Annotated in this window: 20 protein-coding genes; 9 read left to right on the top strand and 11 right to left on the bottom strand. The window is 50.9% G+C overall.

Annotated features, from left to right (window positions below; all coding sequences use genetic code 11):
• Positions 1 to 40 precede the first annotated feature (40 nt).
• Entirely contained in the window at positions 41 to 283 is a 243-nt protein-coding gene (locus L2712_RS12310; protein ID WP_248977944.1) for a DUF1289 domain-containing protein, read from the top strand.
• 13 nt (positions 284 to 296) lie between these two features.
• Here L2712_RS12310 and L2712_RS12305 read toward each other — a convergent pair whose 3' ends face one another.
• The 7 genes from L2712_RS12305 to L2712_RS12275 form a co-directional block, all read right to left on the bottom strand.
• The gene (locus tag L2712_RS12305; RefSeq protein WP_033538251.1) at positions 297 to 662 is read right to left on the bottom strand and encodes a YajD family HNH nuclease; all 366 of its coding nucleotides are present in this window, start codon (positions 660 to 662) and stop codon (positions 297 to 299) included.
• A gap of 133 nt (positions 663 to 795) precedes the next feature.
• Positions 796 to 1323 (bottom strand): GrpB family protein, encoded by a 528-nt coding sequence (locus L2712_RS12300; RefSeq protein WP_248977943.1) that lies wholly within the window; start codon positions 1321 to 1323, stop codon positions 796 to 798.
• Positions 1320 to 2273, bottom strand: coding sequence for a hypothetical protein (locus L2712_RS12295; protein WP_248977942.1), 954 nt, complete (start codon positions 2271 to 2273; stop codon positions 1320 to 1322). Before L2712_RS12295 ends, L2712_RS12300 begins: the two co-directional genes overlap by 4 nt.
• Positions 2274 to 2569: 296 nt before the next feature.
• Entirely contained in the window at positions 2570 to 3271 is a 702-nt protein-coding gene (gene phoU, locus L2712_RS12290) for a phosphate signaling complex protein PhoU (RefSeq protein ID WP_033538248.1), read from the bottom strand.
• A gap of 50 nt (positions 3272 to 3321) precedes the next feature.
• Positions 3322 to 4140 (bottom strand): phosphate ABC transporter ATP-binding protein PstB, encoded by an 819-nt coding sequence (gene pstB / locus L2712_RS12285; RefSeq protein ID WP_033538247.1) that lies wholly within the window; start codon positions 4138 to 4140, stop codon positions 3322 to 3324.
• Positions 4141 to 4217: 77 nt separating this feature from the next.
• Positions 4218 to 5870: a phosphate ABC transporter permease PstA gene (gene pstA / locus L2712_RS12280; protein WP_248977941.1), complete on the bottom strand. Its 1653-nt coding sequence runs from the start codon at positions 5868 to 5870 to the stop codon at positions 4218 to 4220.
• Between the two features lie 60 nt (positions 5871 to 5930).
• Entirely contained in the window at positions 5931 to 8189 is a 2259-nt protein-coding gene (locus L2712_RS12275) for an ABC transporter permease subunit (protein WP_033538245.1), read from the bottom strand.
• A gap of 280 nt (positions 8190 to 8469) precedes the next feature.
• Between L2712_RS12275 and L2712_RS12270 the strand changes: the two genes are divergently transcribed.
• Positions 8470 to 8967 carry a glycine cleavage system transcriptional repressor gene (locus tag L2712_RS12270; RefSeq protein WP_033538244.1) on the top strand — a complete coding sequence of 166 codons (498 nt, stop codon included), beginning with the start codon at positions 8470 to 8472 and terminating at the stop codon, positions 8965 to 8967.
• 39 nt (positions 8968 to 9006) lie between these two features.
• Here the strand turns inward: L2712_RS12270 and L2712_RS12265 are convergent, their stop codons facing one another.
• From L2712_RS12265 to L2712_RS12250, 4 genes are all read right to left on the bottom strand, one after another.
• Entirely contained in the window at positions 9007 to 9891 is an 885-nt protein-coding gene (locus L2712_RS12265) for a DMT family transporter (RefSeq protein WP_248977940.1), read from the bottom strand.
• A gap of 223 nt (positions 9892 to 10114) precedes the next feature.
• Positions 10115 to 11047, bottom strand: coding sequence for a fructokinase (gene mak / locus L2712_RS12260; RefSeq protein ID WP_088904802.1), 933 nt, complete (start codon positions 11045 to 11047; stop codon positions 10115 to 10117).
• Positions 11048 to 11080: 33 nt separating this feature from the next.
• Positions 11081 to 13681 (bottom strand): glycoside hydrolase family 3 protein, encoded by a 2601-nt coding sequence (locus L2712_RS12255; RefSeq protein WP_248977939.1) that lies wholly within the window; start codon positions 13679 to 13681, stop codon positions 11081 to 11083.
• The gene (locus tag L2712_RS12250; protein WP_033538241.1) at positions 13678 to 14940 is read right to left on the bottom strand and encodes a sugar MFS transporter; all 1263 of its coding nucleotides are present in this window, start codon (positions 14938 to 14940) and stop codon (positions 13678 to 13680) included. The genes L2712_RS12255 and L2712_RS12250 overlap by 4 nt, the downstream gene beginning before the upstream one ends.
• Positions 14941 to 15151: 211 nt before the next feature.
• Here L2712_RS12250 and L2712_RS12245 point away from each other — a divergent pair, with 211 nt between their 5' ends.
• The 7 genes from L2712_RS12245 (at position 15152) to L2712_RS19185 (ending at position 23873) form a co-directional block, all read left to right on the top strand.
• Positions 15152 to 16510, top strand: a complete 1359-nt coding sequence (locus tag L2712_RS12245) for a GH1 family beta-glucosidase (RefSeq protein ID WP_248977938.1) — start codon at positions 15152 to 15154, stop codon at positions 16508 to 16510.
• A gap of 14 nt (positions 16511 to 16524) precedes the next feature.
• The gene (locus tag L2712_RS12240) at positions 16525 to 17859 is read left to right on the top strand and encodes a glycoside-pentoside-hexuronide (GPH):cation symporter (RefSeq protein ID WP_248977937.1); all 1335 of its coding nucleotides are present in this window, start codon (positions 16525 to 16527) and stop codon (positions 17857 to 17859) included.
• A 23-nt stretch (positions 17860 to 17882) separates the two neighbouring features.
• Entirely contained in the window at positions 17883 to 18887 is a 1005-nt protein-coding gene (locus L2712_RS12235; RefSeq protein ID WP_033538238.1) for a LacI family DNA-binding transcriptional regulator, read from the top strand.
• 328 nt (positions 18888 to 19215) lie between these two features.
• On the top strand, positions 19216 to 22119 hold the full coding sequence (locus L2712_RS12230) for a TonB-dependent receptor (RefSeq protein WP_248977936.1): 2904 nt from the start codon (positions 19216 to 19218) through the stop codon (positions 22117 to 22119).
• A gap of 817 nt (positions 22120 to 22936) precedes the next feature.
• Positions 22937 to 23227, top strand: a complete 291-nt coding sequence (locus L2712_RS12225; protein WP_033538237.1) for a putative quinol monooxygenase — start codon at positions 22937 to 22939, stop codon at positions 23225 to 23227.
• Between the two features lie 8 nt (positions 23228 to 23235).
• Entirely contained in the window at positions 23236 to 23667 is a 432-nt protein-coding gene (locus tag L2712_RS12220; protein WP_033538236.1) for a MarR family winged helix-turn-helix transcriptional regulator, read from the top strand.
• 2 nt (positions 23668 to 23669) lie between these two features.
• Positions 23670 to 23873, top strand: a complete 204-nt coding sequence (locus tag L2712_RS19185; RefSeq protein ID WP_487250778.1) for a hypothetical protein — start codon at positions 23670 to 23672, stop codon at positions 23871 to 23873.
• Positions 23874 to 23956 lie beyond the last annotated feature (83 nt).

Here is a 23956-nt window from a genome sequence, read left to right as displayed (position 1 = left end):
GAATGCGGCCAGGATCACAAATTGAGTAAAAACAGAAACGATGCAATCACCCTGCGTGGCCCGCTGCGGCTTAAATGATGAAGATATCTGTATGGGCTGTTTTCGGCATATCGATGAGATTGTCGGTTGGGGGCAAGCTGACGAGTCACGCCAAGCCCAAATTTGGGATAATATTGAGCGTCGAAAATTGGCTGGGCATAGGAGCGAAAACCGGCAGATCATCAGCCGTCAGAAGTGGCTTGAGGCGGAGCAGCGTCTCGCAGTGCAAGACGCGAAAATCTAACAAGGCGCGAGCCTTACTTCTTATTCATCATACTCTTAAGGTCGGCGAAGGGGTTATAGGTGGCCGCTTCTACCTGAGTTTCACTCGTCGGGCCATACTGAATTAACTCTTCATACTTGGCATGTTCGTTATCGTGACAATAGAGACAGAGCAGCTCCCAGTTTGAGCCATCGCTCGGATTATTGTCATGATTGTGATCCCTGTGATGCACCGTCAGTTCTCTGAGATTGGAATGGGTAAATTCGCGGGTACAACGTCCGCAGATCCAGGGGTAGAGTTTCAGTGCCTGCTCGCGATAACCTGACTCGCGCTTGGCCTTATATTCACGTGCTTCGGCCAGCACTTTATCTAATTTACTTTGACCTTGATGGGTAGACATAAGCTCGTCTCTCTTTTTGCCCAAGCGTCGGGCGACTTAATTCAGTGGCAATATACCTATACTTGCCGTAAAAGGGAATCGGCGACGTGACACCTTAACGCTCAACATCTCCTTTAAGCATGAGTATAACGAGTTAACGCGATGAATTAGCGGCGTACCAGCCAAGCGCCAACGCCAAAGTCTCGACCATAAAATCTGCCTTCAACGCCATATAAGCTTCACTGTCATTCTGGCCCTTTTTTGCAATGTGCTGCTTTAGCCGACCATACTCACCCGCCATTTGTGGATGCGCGATAAGATAATCACGAAAGGCGCGATGGGCTGTCAGCTGCGCACTCCCAGATTGAAACGCATGCAGATGATGGCTGCGCTGCTCTCCCCCTTTTTGAAAATAACGGCGACCGGCAATACCATGCTCACCCCGCGCCCGATAACCCAAGCGCTGAAGTTGGCTGCTTTTGGCGTCAAGCGCCGCTAGGCTATCAACCTCAACCAAGATATCGATAATGGGTTTGGCCGCCAGTCCAGGCACCGAGGTGCTGCCAATATGCTCAATAGTGATAACCCCATCGCCCAGCACAGCTAGCAAGAGCGCCTTCTCCGCCTCAAAGAGCTCTGGCCAATGCCTCTGGTAATCGAGCACCTCTATAATCCGGCTCATCGCACCTCCTTAGTCCTTACACTTCGCAACATATACAGGGCAAACAGGCCACTCAACAAAAACACGAAGGAGAGCAGTGGCTGGAACTCCCCTTTTCCTATCAGGTTCGCTATCGACACCAGCTCATCGATATTCACCCAGATATAAGCCCCAATGAGCGCCAGTAAGACCAAGGCAAAATAACGCACCATCCAGACGCCTAGCTTATCATCACCATTCAGTCGCCGACTAAAGCGTGACACACCAAGCCCAAATAGCGGTGTAAGCAGGAGTGTCCAGGCCGCCAGGTAGTTAAGCCCTAGGGGCAAGGTGCCCGCAAAGGAGAGCAAGGGGTAAACAATAGTGTAAAACAGCACCATCAACAGCATCTGCCCCAACAGCGATAACAACGCAGCCCAAAGAGTGCTGGCTTCGCTATCTAGGCCTCGTCTGGCAGCCAAGATCTCAATCAAGGTGGTGTGAGCAGCAGGAATAAGTGCCACCATGGCCACGGCGCCTGAGAATATGACCATCAGCATAAATTCACGATAGAAGGGAAAGTTTGACAGCCGATTGGCAATGGTGAAGTAATCAAACTGCGCCCCATAGGGACCATAGGCTAAGGTCAAAAACCAATCATTCAGCTGACCTAGACTTGGCGCCTCGCCGCCAATCAAATAATTGCTCAAGGGCCAATAACCAAGATAAAAGAGCGTGGCGGCAAATAGTGGCAGGGAAAACAGCATTACTAGGGTAACCAAGACGCTAGTACTCTGACGTCCGCCAAACAACAAGATCAACCAGAGTCCCCACGCGGGGTTAGTGAAGATAAAGAAAGGTTTAGTACGAGCTACCTCAGCCAGATAAAGGTAGCCCCCCTTAGTCAGGCTATAGGCCAACAGCGCCGCAAATAATATACCGATACCGGCGCTCACCTTATGCCCTTTACCGCTATCAAACATCGCTAACAAGATAACAAGCCTCCCTTTGTGACTCTTAATGCCCGGCTTTACGAGCCAAGGTTGATTAAACTGATTTGCAGCCTTACTTAGCCTAATACAAAACCCTTCAAAAAAGCTTAACCGCTAACAGCTATCCCTTTCTCACTATTGACCCTAAAGCCAATAGTCATCAAGCAATGACTAAGATAACACTATCAAGGACAAGGCCTCGCTTTAAGCAAAAAACGGCATAAAAAAAGCAGCCTAGGCTGCTTTTAATTGACTCATGATCTTACCATCATGATGCTGGTTCATCTAAGCTAGGCTTAAATCTGCTTCATCTCTTCATAAGTGGTATGACGCACATCTTTACCCTTAACATAGTAGATGATGTATTCGCAGATGTTCTGACATCTGTCGCCCACACGTTCTACCGCGCGCGCCGCCCAAAGCACATCGAGCACCTCAGGGATAGAGCGGGGATCTTCCATCATGTAGGTCATCAGCTGACGAATAATGCCTTCATATTCGCTGTCCAGCTTAGCGTCTTCCTTGTGCAGCTCGATGGCGACATCGGCGTCCATACGCGCCAGTGCATCCAGGGTCGAGTGCAAGGTACGGGTCGCGTGGCGTCCCATATGCTCGATACTCACCAACAGCGGCTGCTGATTCTTGAGGCGCTTGTCCAGTGCCGCATTCGCAATCTTTACACAAGCATCACCGATACGCTCAAGGTCGGCAATCGTCTTCGAGATGGCGATAATTAGACGTAAATCACTGGCGGCAGGCTGACGCTTAGCGATGATACGGGTGCACTCCTCATCGATAGAGACCTCCATACCATTGACGCTATGGTCGCCATCAATCACCTTCTGCGCCAGTTCGGCATCCAGGTTGCCCAAAGCATCCAGAGCTTGCTCCAGCTGACGCTCAACCAAGCCCCCCATGGCCAATACGCGGTTACGGATATCATCAAGCTCGGCATTGAACTGACCCGAGATATGTTTATTTAAGTTCATGTTTTCCATTGACATTCAACCTTATCAATTCTTGCAATTCAAATCCGGCTCAGGCCCAATTAACCGTAACGACCTGTGATGTAATCTTCGGTCTTTTTCTTCTTTGGCGTAGTAAAGATGGTGTTGGTGTCGGCGTACTCCACCAATTCGCCCATATACATGAAGGCCGTCTGATCCGATACTCGGGCCGCCTGCTGCATGTTGTGGGTCACGATCACCACGGTATATTTCGACTTAAGCTCAGTGATCAGCTCTTCGATGGTCAAGGTTGAGATAGGGTCGAGCGCCGAAGTTGGCTCATCGAGCAGCAAGACTTCTGGCTCGATAGCGATAGCGCGGGCAATCACCAGACGCTGCTGCTGACCACCTGACAGACCGAAGGCGTTGTCATGGAGACGATCTTTCACCTCATCCCAAATCGCAGCGCCGCGCAGTGAACGCTCGGCGGCTTCATCCAGTTCACGACGGTTATTGATCCCTTGCAGACGCAAACCGTAAACCACGTTCTCATAGATAGACTTAGGGAAAGGGTTAGGACGCTGAAATACCATACCCACGTTACGACGCAAGGAGGCCACATCCACCTTCTTGTCATAGATGTTCTGGCCGTGCAGCAAGATCTCGCCGCCGATATGGCAGTTATCCACTAGGTCGTTCATGCGGTTGATACAGCGCAGCAAGGTTGACTTACCACAACCACTGGGGCCGATAAAGGCAGTCACCTTCTTCTTGGGGATCTTCATCGATACGTCAAACAGGGCCTGCTTGTCGCCATATTTTAGATCTAAGTTACGGATCTCAAGTGCGGTCTGTTCGCTGCTTAAATTATTTAAGTCTAAAGTCTCTGTTTTCATTACCGACTGATCTATCGAAATCATATCTGTTCCTAATCACTTCAGGATAAAGGTTATTCGCGCCCTAGCCTAGCCCAGGCGCGATTAATTCAGGTTTTAGGTTAGTGTTCCAGCGAGCGATATTTCTCTCGCAGGTGATTACGTACCGCGATGGCGGTCAGGTTAAGACTCACAATCACAGACACTAACAAGAAGGAGGTCGCGTAAACCAATGGACGCGCCGCTTCTACGTTAGGGCTTTGGAAGCCCACATCATAAATATGGAAACCCAGGTGCATGAACTTGCGCTCAAGATGCACGAAGGGGAAGTTCATATCGATCGGTAGGGTCGGCGCTAACTTCACCACACCCACCAGCATCAAAGGCGCTACCTCACCGGCCGCGCGGGCGACCGCTAAAATCAAACCAGTCATAATCGCCGGGCTCGCCATCGGGATGATGATGCGCCACAGGGTCTCTGCCTTGGTGGCCCCCAACGCCAAGCTTCCCTGGCGGACCGAACTCGGAATACGGCTAAGGCCCTCTTCGGTCGACACAATCACCACTGGCAGCGTCAGGATAGCCAGCGTCAATGCCGACCAGATCACCCCTGGTGAACCAAAGGTCGGTGCCGGCAATGCCTCTGGGTAGAAGAGTTGGTCGATTGAGCCACCGAGCATATAGACGAAGAAGCCCAGGCCAAACACGCCATACACGATTGATGGCACACCCGCTAAGTTAATGACCGCGATGCGGATCATCTTAGTAATAGGGCCCTTTTTCGCATATTCATGTAGATAGATAGCCGCGACCACACCAAATGGAGTCACGATAACCGCCATCAGCATCACCATAAACACGGTACCGAAAATGGCCGGGAAGACACCGCCCTCTGTGTTGGCTTCACGGGGATCGGCGCTGACAAAGTTACCCACGCCACTAAACCAGTGACCCAGCTTACCCAAGATCCCCAGACGGTTTGAGTAGGTTACGCCCAAGATGCTATCTAGCTTGAGGGTCACCTCTTCACCTCGCATATCACGCACGATCATCGCATCACGGCCAGCCTCGGCGCGCAGGTCAAAGAAGGCCTTTTCCAGTACCTGGTATTCGCCCTGAAGCTTATCGCGCTCGGCTTGAAGCTCAAGCTTACGGCTGTCGGTCAGGGCGTTGTCCAATTCATAACGACGCTGTTTAAGACGCAGGTTTTCCAGCGCATAGTTGATGGCACCAATCTCGCTCTTTTGCAAGCTAGTCGCCTTATCGCTTAGGGCTACCGCTCGGTCAATATGTTCCTCAAAAGAGGCTTCCACATCCTTAAGTGGCAGACGCTTACCATCTTCAATGATGGCGATAGGATAACCAAAGAAGTCACCGTTTTTTGCACGTTCAAGCTTGGCAACGTCCTCCGGGATTGTGCGCGACAAGATATCTGTCTCCAGCACCCAGCGAAAATCTAGACCGACAAACTCACGGTTACCGGTTTTGATCAGATAACGGGTCACCAGCTCACCGGGATCTTCACTAAACTTGTGTCCAGCTGAGACCAAACGCTCTGTAGGCACAGCCTCCTTATCGTAGATCTCACCGATAATGGTTGAGCGCTTGCCCTGCTGATCCACCACTTCCCACTGGTAGATCTGCGCGGGCCAGAAGTAACTCAAACCACGCCATGCGATCAGGAGCAACAAACCTAATACGGCGATCAAACTGATACTCACGGCGCCACCTGTCATCCAGATCCAGGGGGAACCCGACTTAAACCACTTACCCATTACACAGGCCTCTTAACGTCACAGGCGAAAAATTAAATATCGATAACATGCCAATCTCCCTTACAGTGAACTGTAGCGTTCACGCAGACGCTGCCGCACCACTTCAGCAATGGTGTTGAAGAAGAAGGTAAAGATAAACAGCACGAAGGCCGCCAGGAAGAGCACGCGATAGTGCGAGCTGCCGATAGCCGATTCTGGCATCTCCACGGCGATATTCGCCGCCAGGGTACGCATCCCCTCGAACACGCTCCATTCCATGATGGCGGTGTTACCTGTAGCCATCAGCACAATCATGGTTTCGCCAACGGCGCGGCCGAGTCCCATCATGACTGCAGAGAAGATCCCCGGGCTGGCCGTCAGCAAGACAACCCGTGTCAGCGTCTGCCAGTTGGTGGCACCCAGTGCCAGGCTCCCGTTAGAGAGATGGCGCGGCACAGAGAACACGGCATCTTCAGCAATAGAGAAGATGGTCGGGATCACCGCAAAGCCCATGGCGATACCCACCACCAGCGCGTTACGTTGGTCAAAGGTGATCCCCAGCTCGTTAGTGATAAACTGACGGCTATCACCGCCAAAGAAGGCCACTTCTATCGTCGGGCTGATATAGAAGGCAAACCAACCGACGAAACAGATCACTGGCACCAGCATTAGCTCTTGGTAAGTCTCAGGCAGACGCTGTTTCCAGCGACCCGGCAGCTTGTACCAAGCCAGTGCGGTCAACAAGATACTGATAGGCAGAAGCACCAGTAACATAAAGATTCCCGGTAGGTGATCTTCAATCAAAGGCGCTAGCCAGAGACCGGCTAAGAAACCAAGAATAACCGTCGGCAAGGCTTCCATGATCTCAATGGTCGGCTTCACTACGGCGCGCACTTTTGGCGACATAAAATAAGCGGTATACACGGCACCGGCAATGGCCAGCGGCGTGGCGAACAGCATGGCATACAGCGCAGCCTTCATGGTGCCGAACGCTAGCGGCATCAAGCTAAGCTTGGCTTCGAAGTCATCGGAACCTGACGTTGACTGCCATACATATTGCGGCTCAGGATAACCTTCATACCACACCTTGCTCCACATGGCGCTCCAAGAGACCTCAGGGTGACTGTTTTCGACCGCAAACAGGTGCAGCTTGTTACCGGCCTCGACCACCAGGGCGTTGGCTCGTGGACTAAAGCTCATCTGACTGGCGTGGGCCAGATCGAAGGTTTCGGTAAAGAGTTTGCGCTGACTCGTAGTGTAAAGCAGATCCAACTCGCCAGACTCGCTGACGGTGGCAAAGCTCTTGCGATAAAACTCACCGGCAATACGCTTCACACCCGCCTTGTTTTTAAACTCACGGATCTCCTGGTATTGACGCCCCTTGTCACCATTAACCTGGAAATATTGGAAGACTTGACCATTGTCATAACTCACCAGCAGAGAGCTGGCACCGGCCAACAGAGCGACATCAGTCACCTTGGTCTTAGCGCGTTCCAGCTCAATCACCTGACTTAAGGCGACCTCATCGACATAACGGATATCGTAAACAAACAGACGATTACCCGAGCGCAGTAAAAGCTGGCGCTGATCTGGGGTCATCAGTTGCTGATCCACTTGAGTAGGCGCTTCCTTGATAGGACTCGTGGTCGCTTGCCACTCCACCTCTTCGGTCATCATGTTCTCTTCACCGTTATGGCGGGTCAGGAACCAGCGACCGTCAGCATCACGGTAGGCGAAGCTGAGTTTGTCAGAGGCTGTGGCAAATGTCAGTTGATACAGAGGCTTACCCGCCTCAGACACCTGCAGCGGCGTTTCACCCAGCAGATAACGTACGCTGGGGGTGATCAGACGCTTATTGCCCGGATAGCTCACCGCGAAATTCACGCCAGCGATAATCACCTGGCCATTAGACAGGCCATAGGCAAAACGCTGCTCACTTGGCACAGAGGCAACGCTGCTGACGATCTCCGCGTCCGAGGGCACCTGAACTTGCTCATGCTTAACTAAGCTGGCGTTCAGCGCACTGTAGAAGCTCACTTCACCATTTTGTGCCACACGATAGAGGATCTCATTTTGCTCATCGCTCCCCACCATCAGCGCTGGCGACGTAGCGTTTTGCAGTTCGACATTCATCACAGGCGCGACATCTGCCCCATCAAAAATCGGCTTTACAACATAGAGTAGGTAGAAAAAGATCAGCAAAAGGGCCACAAACACCATGGTGCCGCCCATCGTCACCCCAACTTGGGTAAGCTTATCTTTAAATGCTCGCTTGCTGGAGCCCTTGCCCGTCAACAAATTTGTTGCAGTAGAACCAGGTTGAATTACCTGAGTTTCCATTAAGAACCTCGTTTATTTTTGTTCAGTAGAGTTTTCGCTGGGATTGTCGTTTCTGCTATGTTAACTATAGTGAATCGAGGCAAGCCCTTTTTCTGACAGTCGGGATTATATGACGCAAAGATGACACTATTGTTACAGCTCGAAAATGTCATCATTATAAGAGGTTATTTAGCTTTTTGAGCCGCTTTTTAGATTGTTAACGACTAAGCTAAATAAGGTCCCACCTTGCCCTAGTCTTCTCGATACACAGCACTCAACCAACTGATGGAGCCGATGCGAAATGTTACGATACTTAGTTACCCTGCAAGTTGCCGATAAACCGGGATTGGTCGAACAGATAGCCCATAGCGTTAGCCGCCACGGCGGTAATTGGCTCGACTCTGAGCTGCGCCACATCGACGGTATCTTTGCGGCTATTTTGCTACTCGAAGTGCCCGCGGCTAACTGGGACACACTGCTGGAAAACCTAGAGTGTATCGAAGGCCTGACACTCACCTACGCTAAGACCCGCAAGGCACTGGCACCAAAAACCATCCGCCGATACTCCTTAGTGGCCTATGACAGACCCGGGCTGGTACATGACATTTCAAATAAGATCAACGAACTGGGGGCCAACATCGAACGTCTCTCCACCCATTACGAGACCGCAAGTCACACGGGTGTCGCCCTATTTCGTGCCAACTTTAGCTTAAGCGTAAAAGACGAAGCCGCCGAGCAGCGGCTCACTCAGGCGCTATACACCATAGGTGACGACGTAGTACTGGATATTGTCGATTAACGCCTAATTCTTAATAAAGGCTCAAGCAAAAAGCGGCAGTTATGCCGCTTTTTGGTGTCTCGATTTTATCAAATACCGCAGCGGCAACTGGCTTATCAACATCCCCAGCAGCATCAAGCCACAGCCGAAAAGCGCCCGACCTGACAGACTTTCACCCAGAAATAACACGCCACCTATGGCGGCAAATACCGTCTCCAGGCTTAAGATAATGGCCGCGTGGGCCGGATGAGCATGTTTTTGCGCCAGCACCTGCAGCGTATAGGCCACCCCGACTGAGACCAAACCGGCATAGGCCAGTGCGCCCCAGGCGGCTTGAATTCCCGCCATGCTAGTGGTCTCCATAGCCAAAGAGACCACAAAACTGGCCAGAGCGCACACCAAAAACTGGCCACAAGCTAATACCACAGGAGCAACTCTACGGGCAAAATGGTCCACCGCCAGTATATGCATCGCCCAAAAGAGTGCGCCAACCAGCTGCAAACCATCACCGTATGCGATGGTAAAATTCTCACCCACACTTAAGAAATAGAGCCCCACCGCGGCGACGGCGCAACCAAGCCAAGTGTTGCTGCCGGTGCTGTGTTTTAAAAACAACCCGAGCACTGGCACCAGCACGATGTAGAGCCCGGTAATAAAACCAGCATTAGCGGCCGTGGTGTGCAATAAGCCAACCTGCTGGAAAGAAGCTGCGATAAATAAAATACCGCCACATCCAAGTGACCCTATGAGTACTTGGCGTAAAAAATCTTTGTCAGCCACGCCTTTGAGTCTGCCCCGACGTTTCAATATCCAGATCAGTGGCAGCAAACTCAGTGCGCCAATCACAAAACGCAGACCATTAAAGGCAAAAGGCTCGAGACTCTCCATCCCCAGACGCTGCGCCACGAAGCCAAAGCCCCAAATGGCAGCCGCCATCAATAACATCAAATTCGCCACACTTCCCCCAAACCTCTATAAGCCAATAGCAGGCGACTATTCTGCCGAGGCGATGATCACTTTACAATGGTGTGTGCAGAATAAAAAACGGCGCCTCAATCGAAAAGACCGGGCGCCAAATACACAAGTACAAAAAGGGCCTCATCCCTGAGGCATTACAGACAGAAAGTGAATCGTAAAACCTAAAAATCTCCGATAGCTAGCGGCATTATCACGCTGTGGTCAGCCCAGGTAAAGCCGCATGCTCACCAGGAGCCCAAAGCCAGGCAGCCCCTCGAACGCCCGATGAGGCACCGTGGCGATTTTTCACCACCTGCGTCGCACACTCACCACCAAGCACATACTTGGGAAGTAGTGCAGGCAGATACTCATAAATCAGATCTATGTTGGAGACACCTCCACCAAGCACGATCACATCGGGATCCAATGCGTTTATCACATGAGCCAGCGCACGAGCCAGACGATCGATAAAACGACCAAATGCCGCCTCGGCCAGAGGGTCGCCCTTGGCCATCAAGGCGACGATCTCGATACCGCTGGCTGCCTCGCCGCCATGAGCACGAAAGTCACGCACAAACCCTGTACCGGATACGAAGGTCTCGATACAGTCGGCATTGCCGCAAAAACAGCGTGTAGAGTTGAACTCGTCGGCCGTCATCCAAGGCAAGGGGTTATGGCCCCATTCGCCGCCGATACCGTTGCCGCCGCCGTGCACCTTATGGTTAATAGCGATCCCGGCGCCACAGCCTGTTCCCAGTATGGCGCCAAACACTACAGCTTTACCTGCTCCGCTACCGTCGACCGCTTCAGAAAGCGCAAAGCAGTTGGCATCGTTGGCGATACGCACTTCACGTGACAGCATAGCTCCCAAGTCTTTATCCATAGGTTGGCCATTGAGCCATACTGCATTGGAGTTTTTTACCCTACCAGTGACTGCAGATACCACTCCAGGGATCCCTATGCCAATGCTGGCCACCTGGCCGGTCTCGTTTTCAGAAGCGTGAACCAGGGATGCTACCGCCTCCAGCGTGGCACGGTACTCCTTTGGTGTGGCAACGCGTTTGCGAAACACCTCTTCGCCATTGTCGTTCAAGGTCACCAACTCAATCTTGGTGCCGCCCAGATCTATCCCACTTCGGTACATGCTGCTCTCCAAATACCTGTTAAATCATTAAAGTCACTGATGCTTGCCGCAATCTGACAGCAAAACATGAGGCGATGGCGAATCACTACTTTGTGTTTTGGCCTCTTCAATCGCGATATTTGCCAAGGTGAGTACATCACCCGCACCAAGCGCTAAGGTCATTGGGCTAAACACGCTACTCAGCTCTTTGACACCAAGGCCAAAGCAGCTAAGTGGTACCTGATAGCGACGCCATTGGCCATCGGCCACCAAACTCGTACTCAGATTAAGCGCCTGACCACATGCACCTTCGCACTGCATGGAAAGCTCTGCATTAGCAGGGGTTTTCTCAAGCACAGCATCAAAGCCCAGCACCGCTGTTTCACGATTAAAGCGGCGCAGGTCCATGGGGAAATCATCCCTAAAACTCAAGCGTCCAGCAGCGGCAAAGCTAAAGCGGCGCGCATCTTCTTGTACCTCTCGGTTAATGCTTCTTACCGACCAGGGCCCTTGCTGCCATACTCCTGCCCCTACCCTATGCATGCTAGCCTCGTCCCCTACGGCCAGATGCCAGGGCGCCTTCAGAGCCTTATCGAAAATGGCCAGTCTGGTTGGAACCCCTTCATCACCGCTAGACTCTTCTAGCTTGGCAAGCGAGGCATCCTCTTGATAACTAAAACCTTCCCAAAGGGGGAACAGTGGCGCCTTCGACGATTCAGCCTGGGCGCTTGCATTGCTACCCGCTAATTGAAAACCATCGTCAGCAGGGGTTGCCGGCCAGGGAAACGGCAGACGTCCAACAAAGTCCTGTCTTGGCTTAGCCGCTTTATCGCCTACCAGCACATCGGCCACACCTGCGCCCTCGCTGCCTGGTAGCCAAGCAGCGACAAAGGCATCTGATGCGTTAAGCTCAGGGTTCATCCATAGCGGCCGGCCTGACAAGAACACAGACACCAAGGGCAAATCTGCCGCCTTGACGCGTGCTAACATGGCTAAATCACGCTTATCGCCACGCTGGTATTCAAGATTATCCAGGTCGCCATTGCCCTCGGCGTAAGGCGACTCACCAAACACAGCTACCACTAGGTCCGGCTTAAAATCTTCGGGGATACTGCCATCGACACTGAGACGTGCCTCACCGCCGCCGGCCTTAAGCGCCTCGGCGAACCCAGCAAATATAGAGGTGGCACCTGGGAAGTCAGCATTGGTCACGTCAGTACCCTGCCAGGTCATGCTCCAGCCACCAGACTGCTGGGGAACATTATCCGCCCCTTCACCTATCACCAGCACCTTGGCAGATGACTTGATGGGCAACAAAGGCGCTCCATCAACTGGGTTGTTTTTCAGCAGTACCAAAGACTCTGCCACCGCTTTTCTGGCAAGCGCCCTATGCTCAGGATGTCCAATCCAGCTGGCATCACCGGCAAAAAGTCGTTTTGCGGGAGACACCCCGTCAAAGAGTCCGGCGCGCAGCTTAACCCGCAGAATACGCTTCACCGCATCATCGAGACGACTTTTCGGTACGGCACCAGATTTAACGTCGGCAATGGTATTAGGATAAAGCGCCTTCCAGCTATCACCAGGGGCCATCAAAATATCCACCCCCGCGTTGATCGCGGCGGCGCAGCGCTCATAGCTGCAGCCTGGCACAAAGCCATGCCCCAACCAATCGCCTACCACAACACCGTCAAATCCCAACCGCTGTTTAAGCACTTGAGTAAGGAGATACTGGCTACCATGAAGCTTTTCACCATTCCAGCTGTTAAACGAAGCCATCACGGTTTGCACGCCTTGCTCAAGCGCCCCTACATACCCCAGTCCATGCCTGGCGATAAGGGTCTGTTCATCTACCCGGGTATCGCCTCGGTCATCGCCATTTTCTGTGCCGCCATCACCAATGAAATGCTTGGCAGTCGCCAGAGTATGCTCGCCATCCAGCCAGGCATCACCTTCGCCCTGCATACCTGCCACAAAGGCGCGAGCATAACGTTCAATCAGTTCTGGATCGCGGGCATAACCTTCGTAAGTTCGACCCCAGCGCAGGTTGTCCACCAGCGCCACAGTGGGAGCAAACACCCAGTCGATCCCCGTCGCCCGCACTTCCTTGGCCGTCGCTGCCGCGATTGCTTTGATAAGCGCTGGGTTTTGCGCTGCGCCCAAACCTATGTTGTGCGGGAACAAGGTCGCGCCAAACACATTGCCATGACCATGTACCGCATCGGTACCCCATATGGGCGGTATGGCAATGCCATCTAGCTCAGTATCCATGGCCGCCTGATACATAGCATCTGCAAGCTTTACCCAATCGGCTGCGGTGGCCTTGCTATTGTTACCTGGAAAAGAACCGCCACCGTTTAAGAAAGAACCAAAACCAAAGCGGCGCATATCCTCTACGCTAAAATCACGTATTTCAGGCTGGATGATTTGCGCGACCTTCTGCTCAAGGCTCATCTGCTCAAGCAGTGCATCAACCCGGGCCTCAAGGGTGGCATCTACAGGCGCGCGATACACGCCTTGTGGCCACAACTCGACACGTTTGCCATCTATGGATGAGCCAGTTTCTGCGGTTGTTGCCCCGCTTGGCGCCGCCATCACAGTGGTCAACCCCAGCACGCCACAGATCAGCGCCTCTGTTCGCGTTAGCGTCCGTTTCATGCGCGTTCCTCCGCAGGCTTTGACCCGTTAAGTCCATAAAACAAGATATAGGCGTAACAAAGAACCGGCAGTAAGAAGGACACGGATAAGCCCGCCGCATCGGCAAGCATACCTTGAGCCAGTGGCACGACTGCTCCACCCACAATCGCCAGACATAAGATACCGCTACCCTGTGCAGTGGCTGGACCTAAGTTTTTCAATGCCAAACTGAAAATGGTAGGGAACATAATAGAGTTAAACAGGCCCACAGCCAGAATCGACCACATGGCCACGGCCCCTTCGCTGACCACAGCCACCACCACCAGGAGCGCTGCCATGGTGGCATTAAAGCCAAGCACCTTGCCCGCCGGAATTTTTTGCATCACAGCAGCCCCGATAAAGCGACCGACCATGGCGCCTCCCCAGTAAAAGGCGATATAGTGCGCCGCTTCGGCTTCAGCCATTGCCGCCACATGAGCTTGACCGAGGAAATTCACCAGCAAACTGCCGATAGCCACTTCGCCGCCCACATACACAAAAATACCGACAGCCCCTAATACCAGATGACGATGACTCAGCGCCGAAACCGGCTTACTTGCCTCAGCACCTGTAAGGGTTTCTTCTTCCTGCCCTTGAATATGGGGTAATTTAAGCAGCGCAAACACCACAGCCAGAATGAGCAACATGCCACACAGGAGCAGATACGGCAGTTTGACCGCTTCGGCCTCTGCTTGCGCTGATGCTTCCACCGCGACCGACAAAATCAGCACTGAACCAAAAGCTGGCGCAACTGTGGTGCCAAGGGAGTTAAACGCCTGAGTCAGTGTCAGGCGGCTCGATGCCGTCTCCACCGAACCTAGCGCTGTCACATAAGGGTTCGCTGCCACCTGTAACACGGTTATACCGCTGGCCAAGACGAAAAGCGCGCCCAGAAATAATCCGTAGCTGGCTATAGCCGCTGCCGGGTAAAACAGGCCACAGCCAAGCGCAGCGATGAGCAGCCCCAGTACTATGCCCTTTTGATAACCCAAGCGTTTTACCATGACACCCGCTGGCACGGATACCAAGAAGTAAGCGCCGAAGAAGCAGAACTGGATCAGCATCGCCTGGGTATAATTTAAGTTAAATACCGCTTTAAGATGCGGAATTAGAATGTCATTCAGGCAGGTAATAAACCCCCACATAAAAAACAAAGTCGTCAATGAGACCAACGCAAAACGGTTGTTTTCCGTCTGGCCGCCTTGCGATACTGCAACACTCTGGCTAGGTGTGGTTGCCATCTTCTCTCCCCTAAATTTGCTGCGTTGGGCAGTGTGAACCATATTGGTGATTGACCTTTTTCGGTTCTGCCACTAGATTAATGTAAGCGCTTTCATTTTTAACATTACCTTAACCCTTGTCAACCTATTTTGCCCAAGGAATCATTGAATCCATCAGGGTCAGTGGCAGGCACCACAGGTGAGTAGGGACAATTTCAGGAACAGAACAACAATGAAACAAATACCAGCATTCACACTACCGAGTGATTCGGCCATGATGCAAAAAGACTTTTTGTTCGGGGTCGCCACTGCTTCTTTTCAAATTGAAGGTGATCTTCACCATCGTCTTCCCTGTATTTGGGATACTTTTTGCGCCCAGCCCGGAAAGATTGCCGATGGCTCGAATGGCGAAGTGGCCTGTGATCATATCAACCGCTGGCGCGAAGATGTGGCGTTAATCGCTTCCCTCGGTGTCGATGCTTACCGGTTGTCAATCTCCTGGGGGCGAGTGCTGAACCAGGATGGCAGCATCAATCGTGAGGGAATGGCGTTTTACTCTGGCCTGATCGATGCGCTTAACCTGCGTAATATCAAGGTGTTTGTTACCTTATATCACTGGGATTTACCTCAACATCTTGAAGATAAGGGAGGCTGGCTTAACCGAGATACTGCCCTCGCCTTCGCCCATTACACCCGCATTGTGGTTCAGGCACTAGGAGAGCGTGTCTATGCCTACTCCACCCTTAACGAACCATTTTGCAGCGCCTTTCTTGGCTATGAGGTAGGTATTCACGCCCCCGGACATTGCAGTCGCAAGGAAGGCCGTGCCGCCGCCCATCACCTGCTGTTAGCCCATGGCCTGGCCATGGCTGAAATTCGCCGTTTCGCCCCCCATGCCAAGGCTGGCATAGTCCTTAACTTCAGCCCCGCCTACGCCTTCCAGGACTGCGAAGCAGATCGAGAGGCTGCCCGCAAAGCTCATGAATACCATAATATTTGGTATTTGATGCCACTGATGGAAGGCCGTTATCCCGACATCATCAATAGCCTAGACACAGATGAGCAGCCACCCGTACAGCCCGGTGACATGGAGATCATTCAAGAGAAAATGGATTACCTCGGCATTAACTATTACACCCGTAATGTGTATCAAGCCGGTGGCGATTTGGGCTTTGAGGACGTGCGCATAGCGAATGTTCCCCGCACAGCCATGGACTGGGAGATCTGCCCAGATGCCTTTACCGATCTGTTAAAGGACCTGTCACAGACATTTGACCTGCCACCTATCTACATCACGGAGAACGGCGCCGCCGAAGACGATATGGTCCGCGAAGGTGAGGTACATGACCCAATGCGACTCGACTATCTACAATCACACCTGCTGGCAGTACATGACGCTATTGAAGCGGGCGTAGAGGTTAAAGGCTACTTCGCCTGGAGTTTGATGGATAACTTCGAATGGGCCGAAGGCTATCGTAAACGCTTTGGCTTGGTATACGTTGACTACACCACCCAAGAACGCACCCTCAAATCGAGCGCCAAGGCCTACCAAGAAATGCTTGCACTCAGACACTCGCTAAGCCAACAATAACAAAGGAGGTCGCCATGTTAAGCGTCAGAGAAAAAATCGCCTACGGGCTTGGCGATACCGCCAGCAACATAGTATTCCAAACCGTCATGCTGTTTTTGACATTTTTCTACACCGACATTTTTGGAATATCGGCCGCCTATGTTGGCACCATGTTTTTAGCCGTACGCATAATGGATGCGGTGACCGATCCCCTGATGGGCTACTTTGCCGATCGCACCAAGACCCGCTTCGGCCGCTATCGACCCTACCTGCTTTGGTTTGCCTTCCCTTTTGGCGCCATCAGTGTGCTGGCGTTTACCACACCCGACTTTAGCGAAAGCGGCAAAGAGATCTATGCCCTAATCACCTATGCGTTATTGATGCTGGCCTATACCGCTATCAACATTCCCTATTGTGCCCTCGGCGCGGCCCTGACCACCAATCCGGCCGAAAGGGTGTCGGTGCAATCCTACCGCTTTGTGTTTGCCATGTTGGGTGGACTCATGGTCACTTCCCTCACCCTGCCCCTGGTGGATTTTTTTGGTGAAGGAGACAAGGCCAAGGGCTATCAGCTCACTATTCTTGCCATGAGCATAGTGGGCACTGTGATGTTTCTGCTCTGTTTTGCCGGCACCAAGGAACGGGATTTCTCAACTGATGATAGCGGCGATGATCCAAAGGCTGCAGCCAAGGCGCTGTGGGCCAATGATCAGTGGCGAGTTCTGTCGGGAGCGGCCATCTTCTTGCTCACCGGCTTGGTACTCAAATCGACGCTCGCCATCTATTACGTTAAATATGTGCTGGGACGCGAGGAGATGATCAGTCTGTTCGTCACCTGCGGCGTGATCGGTAATATCTTCGGGGTGGGACTGGCGAAAAAGCTTGCCGACAAGGTATGTAAGGTCAAGGCCTATATCCGGCTACAGCTGATTGCCGCCGCACTTTGCCTACTCGCCTGGTTTGTCCCAAGCGATCAATATATGCTGGCGCTGGTGCTCTATGTCGCCTGGAACTTCACCATCAATATGGGCACCCCCCTGTTATGGGCCAAAATGGCTGATACCGTGGATTATGGCCAATTTAAAACCGGGGTGCGCACCACTGGATTGGTCTACTCATCGGTGATCTTCTTTATCAAGCTTGGCCTGGCTATAGGCGGGGCCTTAGCCGGTTGGCTGCTTGCCGCCTACGGATATCAGGCTGATACCGCCCAAAGCCAGGACACACTGAATGGCATGGTGCTCTGTTTTACCCTGTATCCGGCACTGGCTTCAATCGCGGTTGCCTTTATCATGCGACGCTATACACTAGACAGTCAGCGCGTGGCACAAATCAGTCTGGCGCTGGAACAAAAACATTCAGGCACATAGCAGTTCAAGGAAAGCCAGCTCTCATGGCCACAATTTATGACGTTTCCATCCTGGCAGGCGTGTCGCTAGCGACCGTCTCCCGGGTAGTCAACAACACAGGCAAAGTCAGCGAAAAGACATGCAAAAAAGTCCATGATGCCATGGAGCAGCTGGGTTATCGCCCTAACAGCATAGCCCAGTCATTGGCGTCCAACCGTTCTAACAGCGTTGGCGTCTTGGTCTCCCAGCTCGATGGCCCTTTTTACGGTCCCTTGATGCGGGAAATCGAATCGGTACTACGCGCTGCCAACAAGCATGTGATCATTGCCGCCGGACACAGTGATGCTGCCCAGGAAAAGGATGCGGTAGAGTTTCTGTTATCTCGCGGCTGCGATGCGCTGATTGTGGATGCCGAAATCCTCTCCAATGAATACTTGCAGAAACTCTGCAAGGGCAAAACCCCTGTGGTACTGATCAACCGCCATGTGGATGGCATTGAAGATCGCTGTGTACACCTGAATAATCTAGAGGGCGGCCTGCTTGCCAGTCGCCACGTGCTGGAACACGGTCATCAGCAGGTGGCCTACATTTCCGGGCCGCTCTTTAAGCTCGATGCCAGAGAACGTCTCGAAGGCCATAAACAGGCGCTGACAGAAAAAGGGCTAACCTTCGATGAACGGCTGTTTTTCGAAGGCGATTTTCGTGAAGAAGGTGGCTATGAGGGCATGGAGGTGCTATTTGAGCGTGGTCAGCCGTTTACCGCTGTGGTGTGCGCCAACGATCAGATGGCATCGGGTGCTATTGCGCTCTGCCTCGAGCGAGGATTACAGGTCCCCCAGGATATCTCCTTCGTGGGATTCGACAATATCCCCTTCCCCAGGTATATCTCTCCCAAGCTCACGACCGTGTGTAACCCGATACAAGATATGGGACACATGGCGGCCAATTGGGTCTTAAAAGAGGTGTATGACAATCGCGAGGTGAACTTTAGTCATCGCTTCGAACCTGAGCTGGTTGTACGAGAATCGGTTCAACCTCCTAAGGCATAATCTATTTTTTCTCCATCCAGGGGTGACAAAATCTGAAAAACTGTAAGCGCTTACATTTTTTCAGATGATTATTTGAACGCCCCGACATACCATCTAAATCACGCCATTACAATGAGTTAGATTAAGTTATGGCGAATATCCCAAAAATTTAGGCAAACATTTTTCCAACATTTGACCCACAAATGGTTGACATAAAAACGTCATCATCTTAATTTATGTAAGCGCTTACATTTATACTCGCAGGCGAAGTTGTATGCAAACCTGTAAGCTTTACAACAATAGCGTCCCGAGCTGCACCGCAGCCAAGGGTCTCTGGGAGAGGAACCTGATGCAACAATTACAATTCAAAAAATCAAAGCTAGCTACCAGTGTATCTCTGGTACTGGGCTTTCTGTCTGCCCTACCCGCCATTGCCGAAGAAGCCCCTGTGGTGAACGGTGATATCGAAGTTATCCAAGTTACAGGTGTACGAGGTTCGCAGGCTAAAGCCATGGAACTCAAACGCCAATCCGCCGGTGTAGTGGATGCCATTTCTGCCGAAGATATCGGTAAATTCCCCGACACCAACCTAGCCGAATCGCTACAACGAATCACTGGTGTGTCTATCGACCGTGTCAACGGTGAAGGCAGCAAGGTGACAGTACGTGGCTTTGGCCCCGACTTTAACCTGGTACTACTGAATAATCGTACTATGCCCACGGCTCAGGTAGCAGGCGAATCGACCCGTTCGTTCGAATTTGCTAACCTCGCCTCTGATGCGGTCAGCGGTGTAGAAATTTACAAAACCGGTAAGGCCGATGTCAGCTCTGGTGGCATAGGTTCAACCATTAACATCCGTACTGCCCGCCCTTTCGACACCCGTGATCTTGTGGCCAACATTGGCGTGAAGGCCCATCATGACACTAGCGTAGAAGATGGCAGCTCTGTGACGCCTGAGATCTCAGGTATTTTCAGCAACACCTTCTTGGATGACTCTTTCGGTCTGGGTTTATCAGCCTCTTACCAGAAGCGCGACAGCAACACCAAGAAAGCCACGATTGACGGATGGCGCCAGAACATAGATGGCGAGTTAAACCCTAACGCCGTCGTAGTAAACGAGAACAAAAACCCTTACGGCAATACCTTCTACGCCCGTAACATAGGTTTTGCCAGCCAGGATACCGAGCGTGAACGTACCAACGCTCAGCTGGTATTCCAATATGCCCCTAACGATGACATCGAAATGACGCTGGATTATACCTACTCCAAGCTGTCTGATGTCTCCAATACTGACACTTGGGGTCTATGGTTCTCAGGTCCAGGCAACGCCACCGAAGCTCATATCAATGAAAACGGCACCTTTGATTATGTGACCGAAGTGGGCGGCGACTACTCAAGTACCATGCAGCAAAACGCTTCAGACAATATCAATAATTCGCTTGGCTTTAACATTAAATGGCAGGCGACAGATAACCTTGCGCTAAGCTTCGATGCCCATGATTCTAACGCCACCGCCGAAGGTACACTGGGTGACTATGCCGATAACAAGTTCTTTATCCTAGGCGCGCTCAACATCGCCGACAAGACCTATGATGCCACCAGCACAGAGATCCCGCTGCTTGGTGCCAACTATGGTACGCTCAACCCTAACGGCGAACCACACCTGCTGCCTGAGCATTATGCCTCGCTATTTGCCGGGGTTCGTGCCGGTCGTAACGAAACCGACGTTAACCAGTACCAGTTCGACGGACAATGGGTAAATGATAACAACGACGCCCTGTCATCTATCGACTTTGGTGTCTCTTTCACCTCTATGGAAACCCGTGCACAGGGCTCTTACACAGGCCCGATCAGCGCAGGCTGGTACGGCAACATGGGACTGTGGGAAGACGATGTAAGCTATGTGGGACTGGGCTCAGACTTCTTGTCTGACTTCTCAGGTGGTGGTAGCGACATGTTGATCCCCTACTACTACAGCTACGATCAGCAAGCCGCTATGGAAAAAGCCGAGGCTCTCTATGACGTAGAGTATGTCTCAGCACCTTGGCAGGACGATCACCTGATCGAGGAAGACACTACAGCTGCCTACATCCAGGTAAACATCGACAGCGAATTTAACGATATGCCTCTGAGTATCGTTGCCGGTTTACGCTATGAACAAACAAACGTTACTGCCAGCTCCATGCAACAAGAAGCTCAGCAACTGGTTTGGCTAAACCCCACAGAGTGGCAAACCGTTTATGCCGATGATTTCTCTTACAGCCATGAAACCCATGACTACAAAGAGTTTTTACCAAACCTAGATATTAACCTGGAAGTGGTTGAGAACCTGGTTGCACGTTTGAGTTATAGCCGTACCATTACACGCCCAACCTTAGCGTCAATGCGTGCCACTACCGCTCTGACACCCATCCCGAAAGTCGGTTCGCGTACTGGTTTCGCCGGTAACACGTCGCTTAAGCCTTTCAGCTCGAATAACATCGATTTGTCGCTGGAATACTACTACGACGATGCCAGCTACGTATCTGTGGGTTACTTCAACAAGGAAGTGGAAAACTTCCTGATGAATACCATTGAAACCGTAGAATACGATCACCTGCGTGACCCATACTCAGGTCCAGCTGCCGAGCAAGCCCGTGCTGAGCTGATCGCCAACAATGAAACCCCAAGTGATGAAGCCGTGTTCCAATGGCTGATTGACAACGGTTATGGCAATGCCGACGGTCGCGTACCTCAATCAGGAAATGATCCCGTTGCCGAGTGGAACATCAGCAAGCCTAACAACGTCGAAGATCTAAACATCAACGGCTTTGAGATTGCATGGCAACATTGGTTCTGGGATACAGGCTTTGGTTTTGCCGCTAACTACACCTTAGTCGATGGCGATACCGAGTATGACGTAGAGCGCGTGGACGAGCAGTTTGCCCTGCCCGGAATGTCTGACTCTGCCAACATGTCTGTATTTTATGAAAACTATGGCGTGCAGGCGCGTCTGGCCTACAACTGGCGCGATACCTTCCTGTCAGGCATGGGTCAGGCTGAAGCCGGTGGTCCTGCTCCTCAGTTCACTGAGGCCTATGGTCAGTTGGACATCAGCGTGAGCTATCAGATCACCGACGGCCTGTCCATCTTTGCCGAAGGCATCAACGTACTTGAGCAAGAAAAACGCGTCTACGGCCGCTACGAGGAGCAAATGCTGCTTGCACAGCAGAATGCTGCCCGTTACTCCGTTGGCGTACGTTACAACTTCTAAGCAAGAAAAACAGGCGCTATCAATTTAGCGCCTTGGGTGAACCTACCCAGCTTTATAAGGTAGGCACCCTAACTGCAAACGAATATGGAAACCCTTTAGGTCATTGACAGGGATTAGGTCTTTGCCGCGGCACCCGCCGCGGCTTTTTTTATCTGTATCGACAGTAATCAAGTCTCTCAATGAAACTTTGCACATGGCCGACACTAACGAATCAAAATCGAGACTACATCAGATAGCTCAGCGTTAAACACTTCATCATCTTACCCGAATCGAATGACAACTTAGTGTCAAATAACCACCCTCAACCTAACTCGCTTTTGGAAAAAGTAAGTAGACCTTAGAATAAAGGTATTGGCTTTTTAGCTTGTAATCTTTAGCGGCATAGGTTTTTACTTCGCTAATGGTAGCGTTAACCGTCATGGTTTTGAATTGCCTGCGGCAGGCTTATGTGCAAGCACGCTTTTGGCACGCCGAGATTCCGTCCTTGGAGGCTTCACGGCGGCGTCCATGCCGCCGAGAGCCAAAAGCGTGCTTACACTGGTATCTATCGTCTCTTCGATTAAACGTTAATGGATAGCCTGACGCTAAAATTCAATTGGACATTTTCGAGTTAAAGCCTTAGCTCTAACCTGTCAGTTTCGGATAAAAATTTCTATGGGATAACGCCTCATGAAGTGGAAGTTAATGGTTGGATATAATCGCGAAGCGATTGCCTACTGTTAATTTTCCATTTAAATCACTTGTATGTGCCTTGTAAAGTGACCTTATCTGAAATATAGTTACCATGATAACTACATTTGAGGTAAAGGAAATATTTATGAATGAGCATACGTTTATTTTTGCCAAGATAACACCAAAACCAAAATACTTTGAAGTATCAAAAGAAGCTATTAAAGAAATTATATCTCAGACTCGAAATGAATCTGGGTGCTTAGAGTTCACACTCCATGAAGATGGAACTGGTAGTTTGTGCTTATACGAAGAATGGATTGATGACAATGCTTTGAAACTTCACCATGAAATGGATTATACAAAAGCTGTTTTTGAAGCTTACATTGACTGGTTAGCAACTCCCCCTGAAATAACTAAACTTAACAAACTAGCCTAAAGGTAAATATGTTTTTCCTAAAAGAACTTCCAACCAAAGCAATGCTTGATAAATACACAAGTGATTTAACAAGTGATGAGAAGAACTCAATAACTGAAGCTCTTAGCATAATGCGACAAGCAAGCCTTCTAGTAAGGAATATAGAAACCTATTTTTCTGTTCATGACCTTTCGCAACTAAGGTTTTTAATACTAATAGTTATTGATCGTGAGCCCGATAGAACCAGCCTCTATGCACATGAAATAGCATCACGTTTAGACGTATCACGGCCAGTATTGACAAGGACGTTAAAAAGATTAATTGAGGATGGCTTATTGACTTCGAGTAATGATGAAACCGATAAAAGAGCAAAGAAAATTACACTGACAAAAAAAGGGGTTACCTGCTTATCCGAGGTTCTTCCTGGATATTTTAATGAAATAAATAAATTAATGGGATAAATATGAAAGAAAAATTAATTAGAATTATTTTAACTTGGACGTGTGTTTATCCTATTGTTACATTACTAATTTTTACACTCACAACCCTAGATTTTCAATTACCCCTATGGCAACAGACTTTTGTAATAACAATGATTTTAGTTCCTATCATGGTTTTAATAATTGCGCCTAAAGTAACTGTAACGATAGATCGAATAGCACAATAGAAGGCACATAACGCCCCAATCTAGGAAATCCCCAGATAATTCCTTTTACAATCAATCAGTAGATACGCATGCTGCTGTTTGAT

Source organism: Shewanella marisflavi (assembly GCF_023283925.1).
Classification (GTDB): Bacteria; Pseudomonadota; Gammaproteobacteria; order Enterobacterales; family Shewanellaceae; genus Shewanella; species Shewanella marisflavi.
The sequence above is the reverse complement of the archived record's forward strand: the minus strand, read 5'-3'. Positions and strand labels throughout refer to the sequence as shown.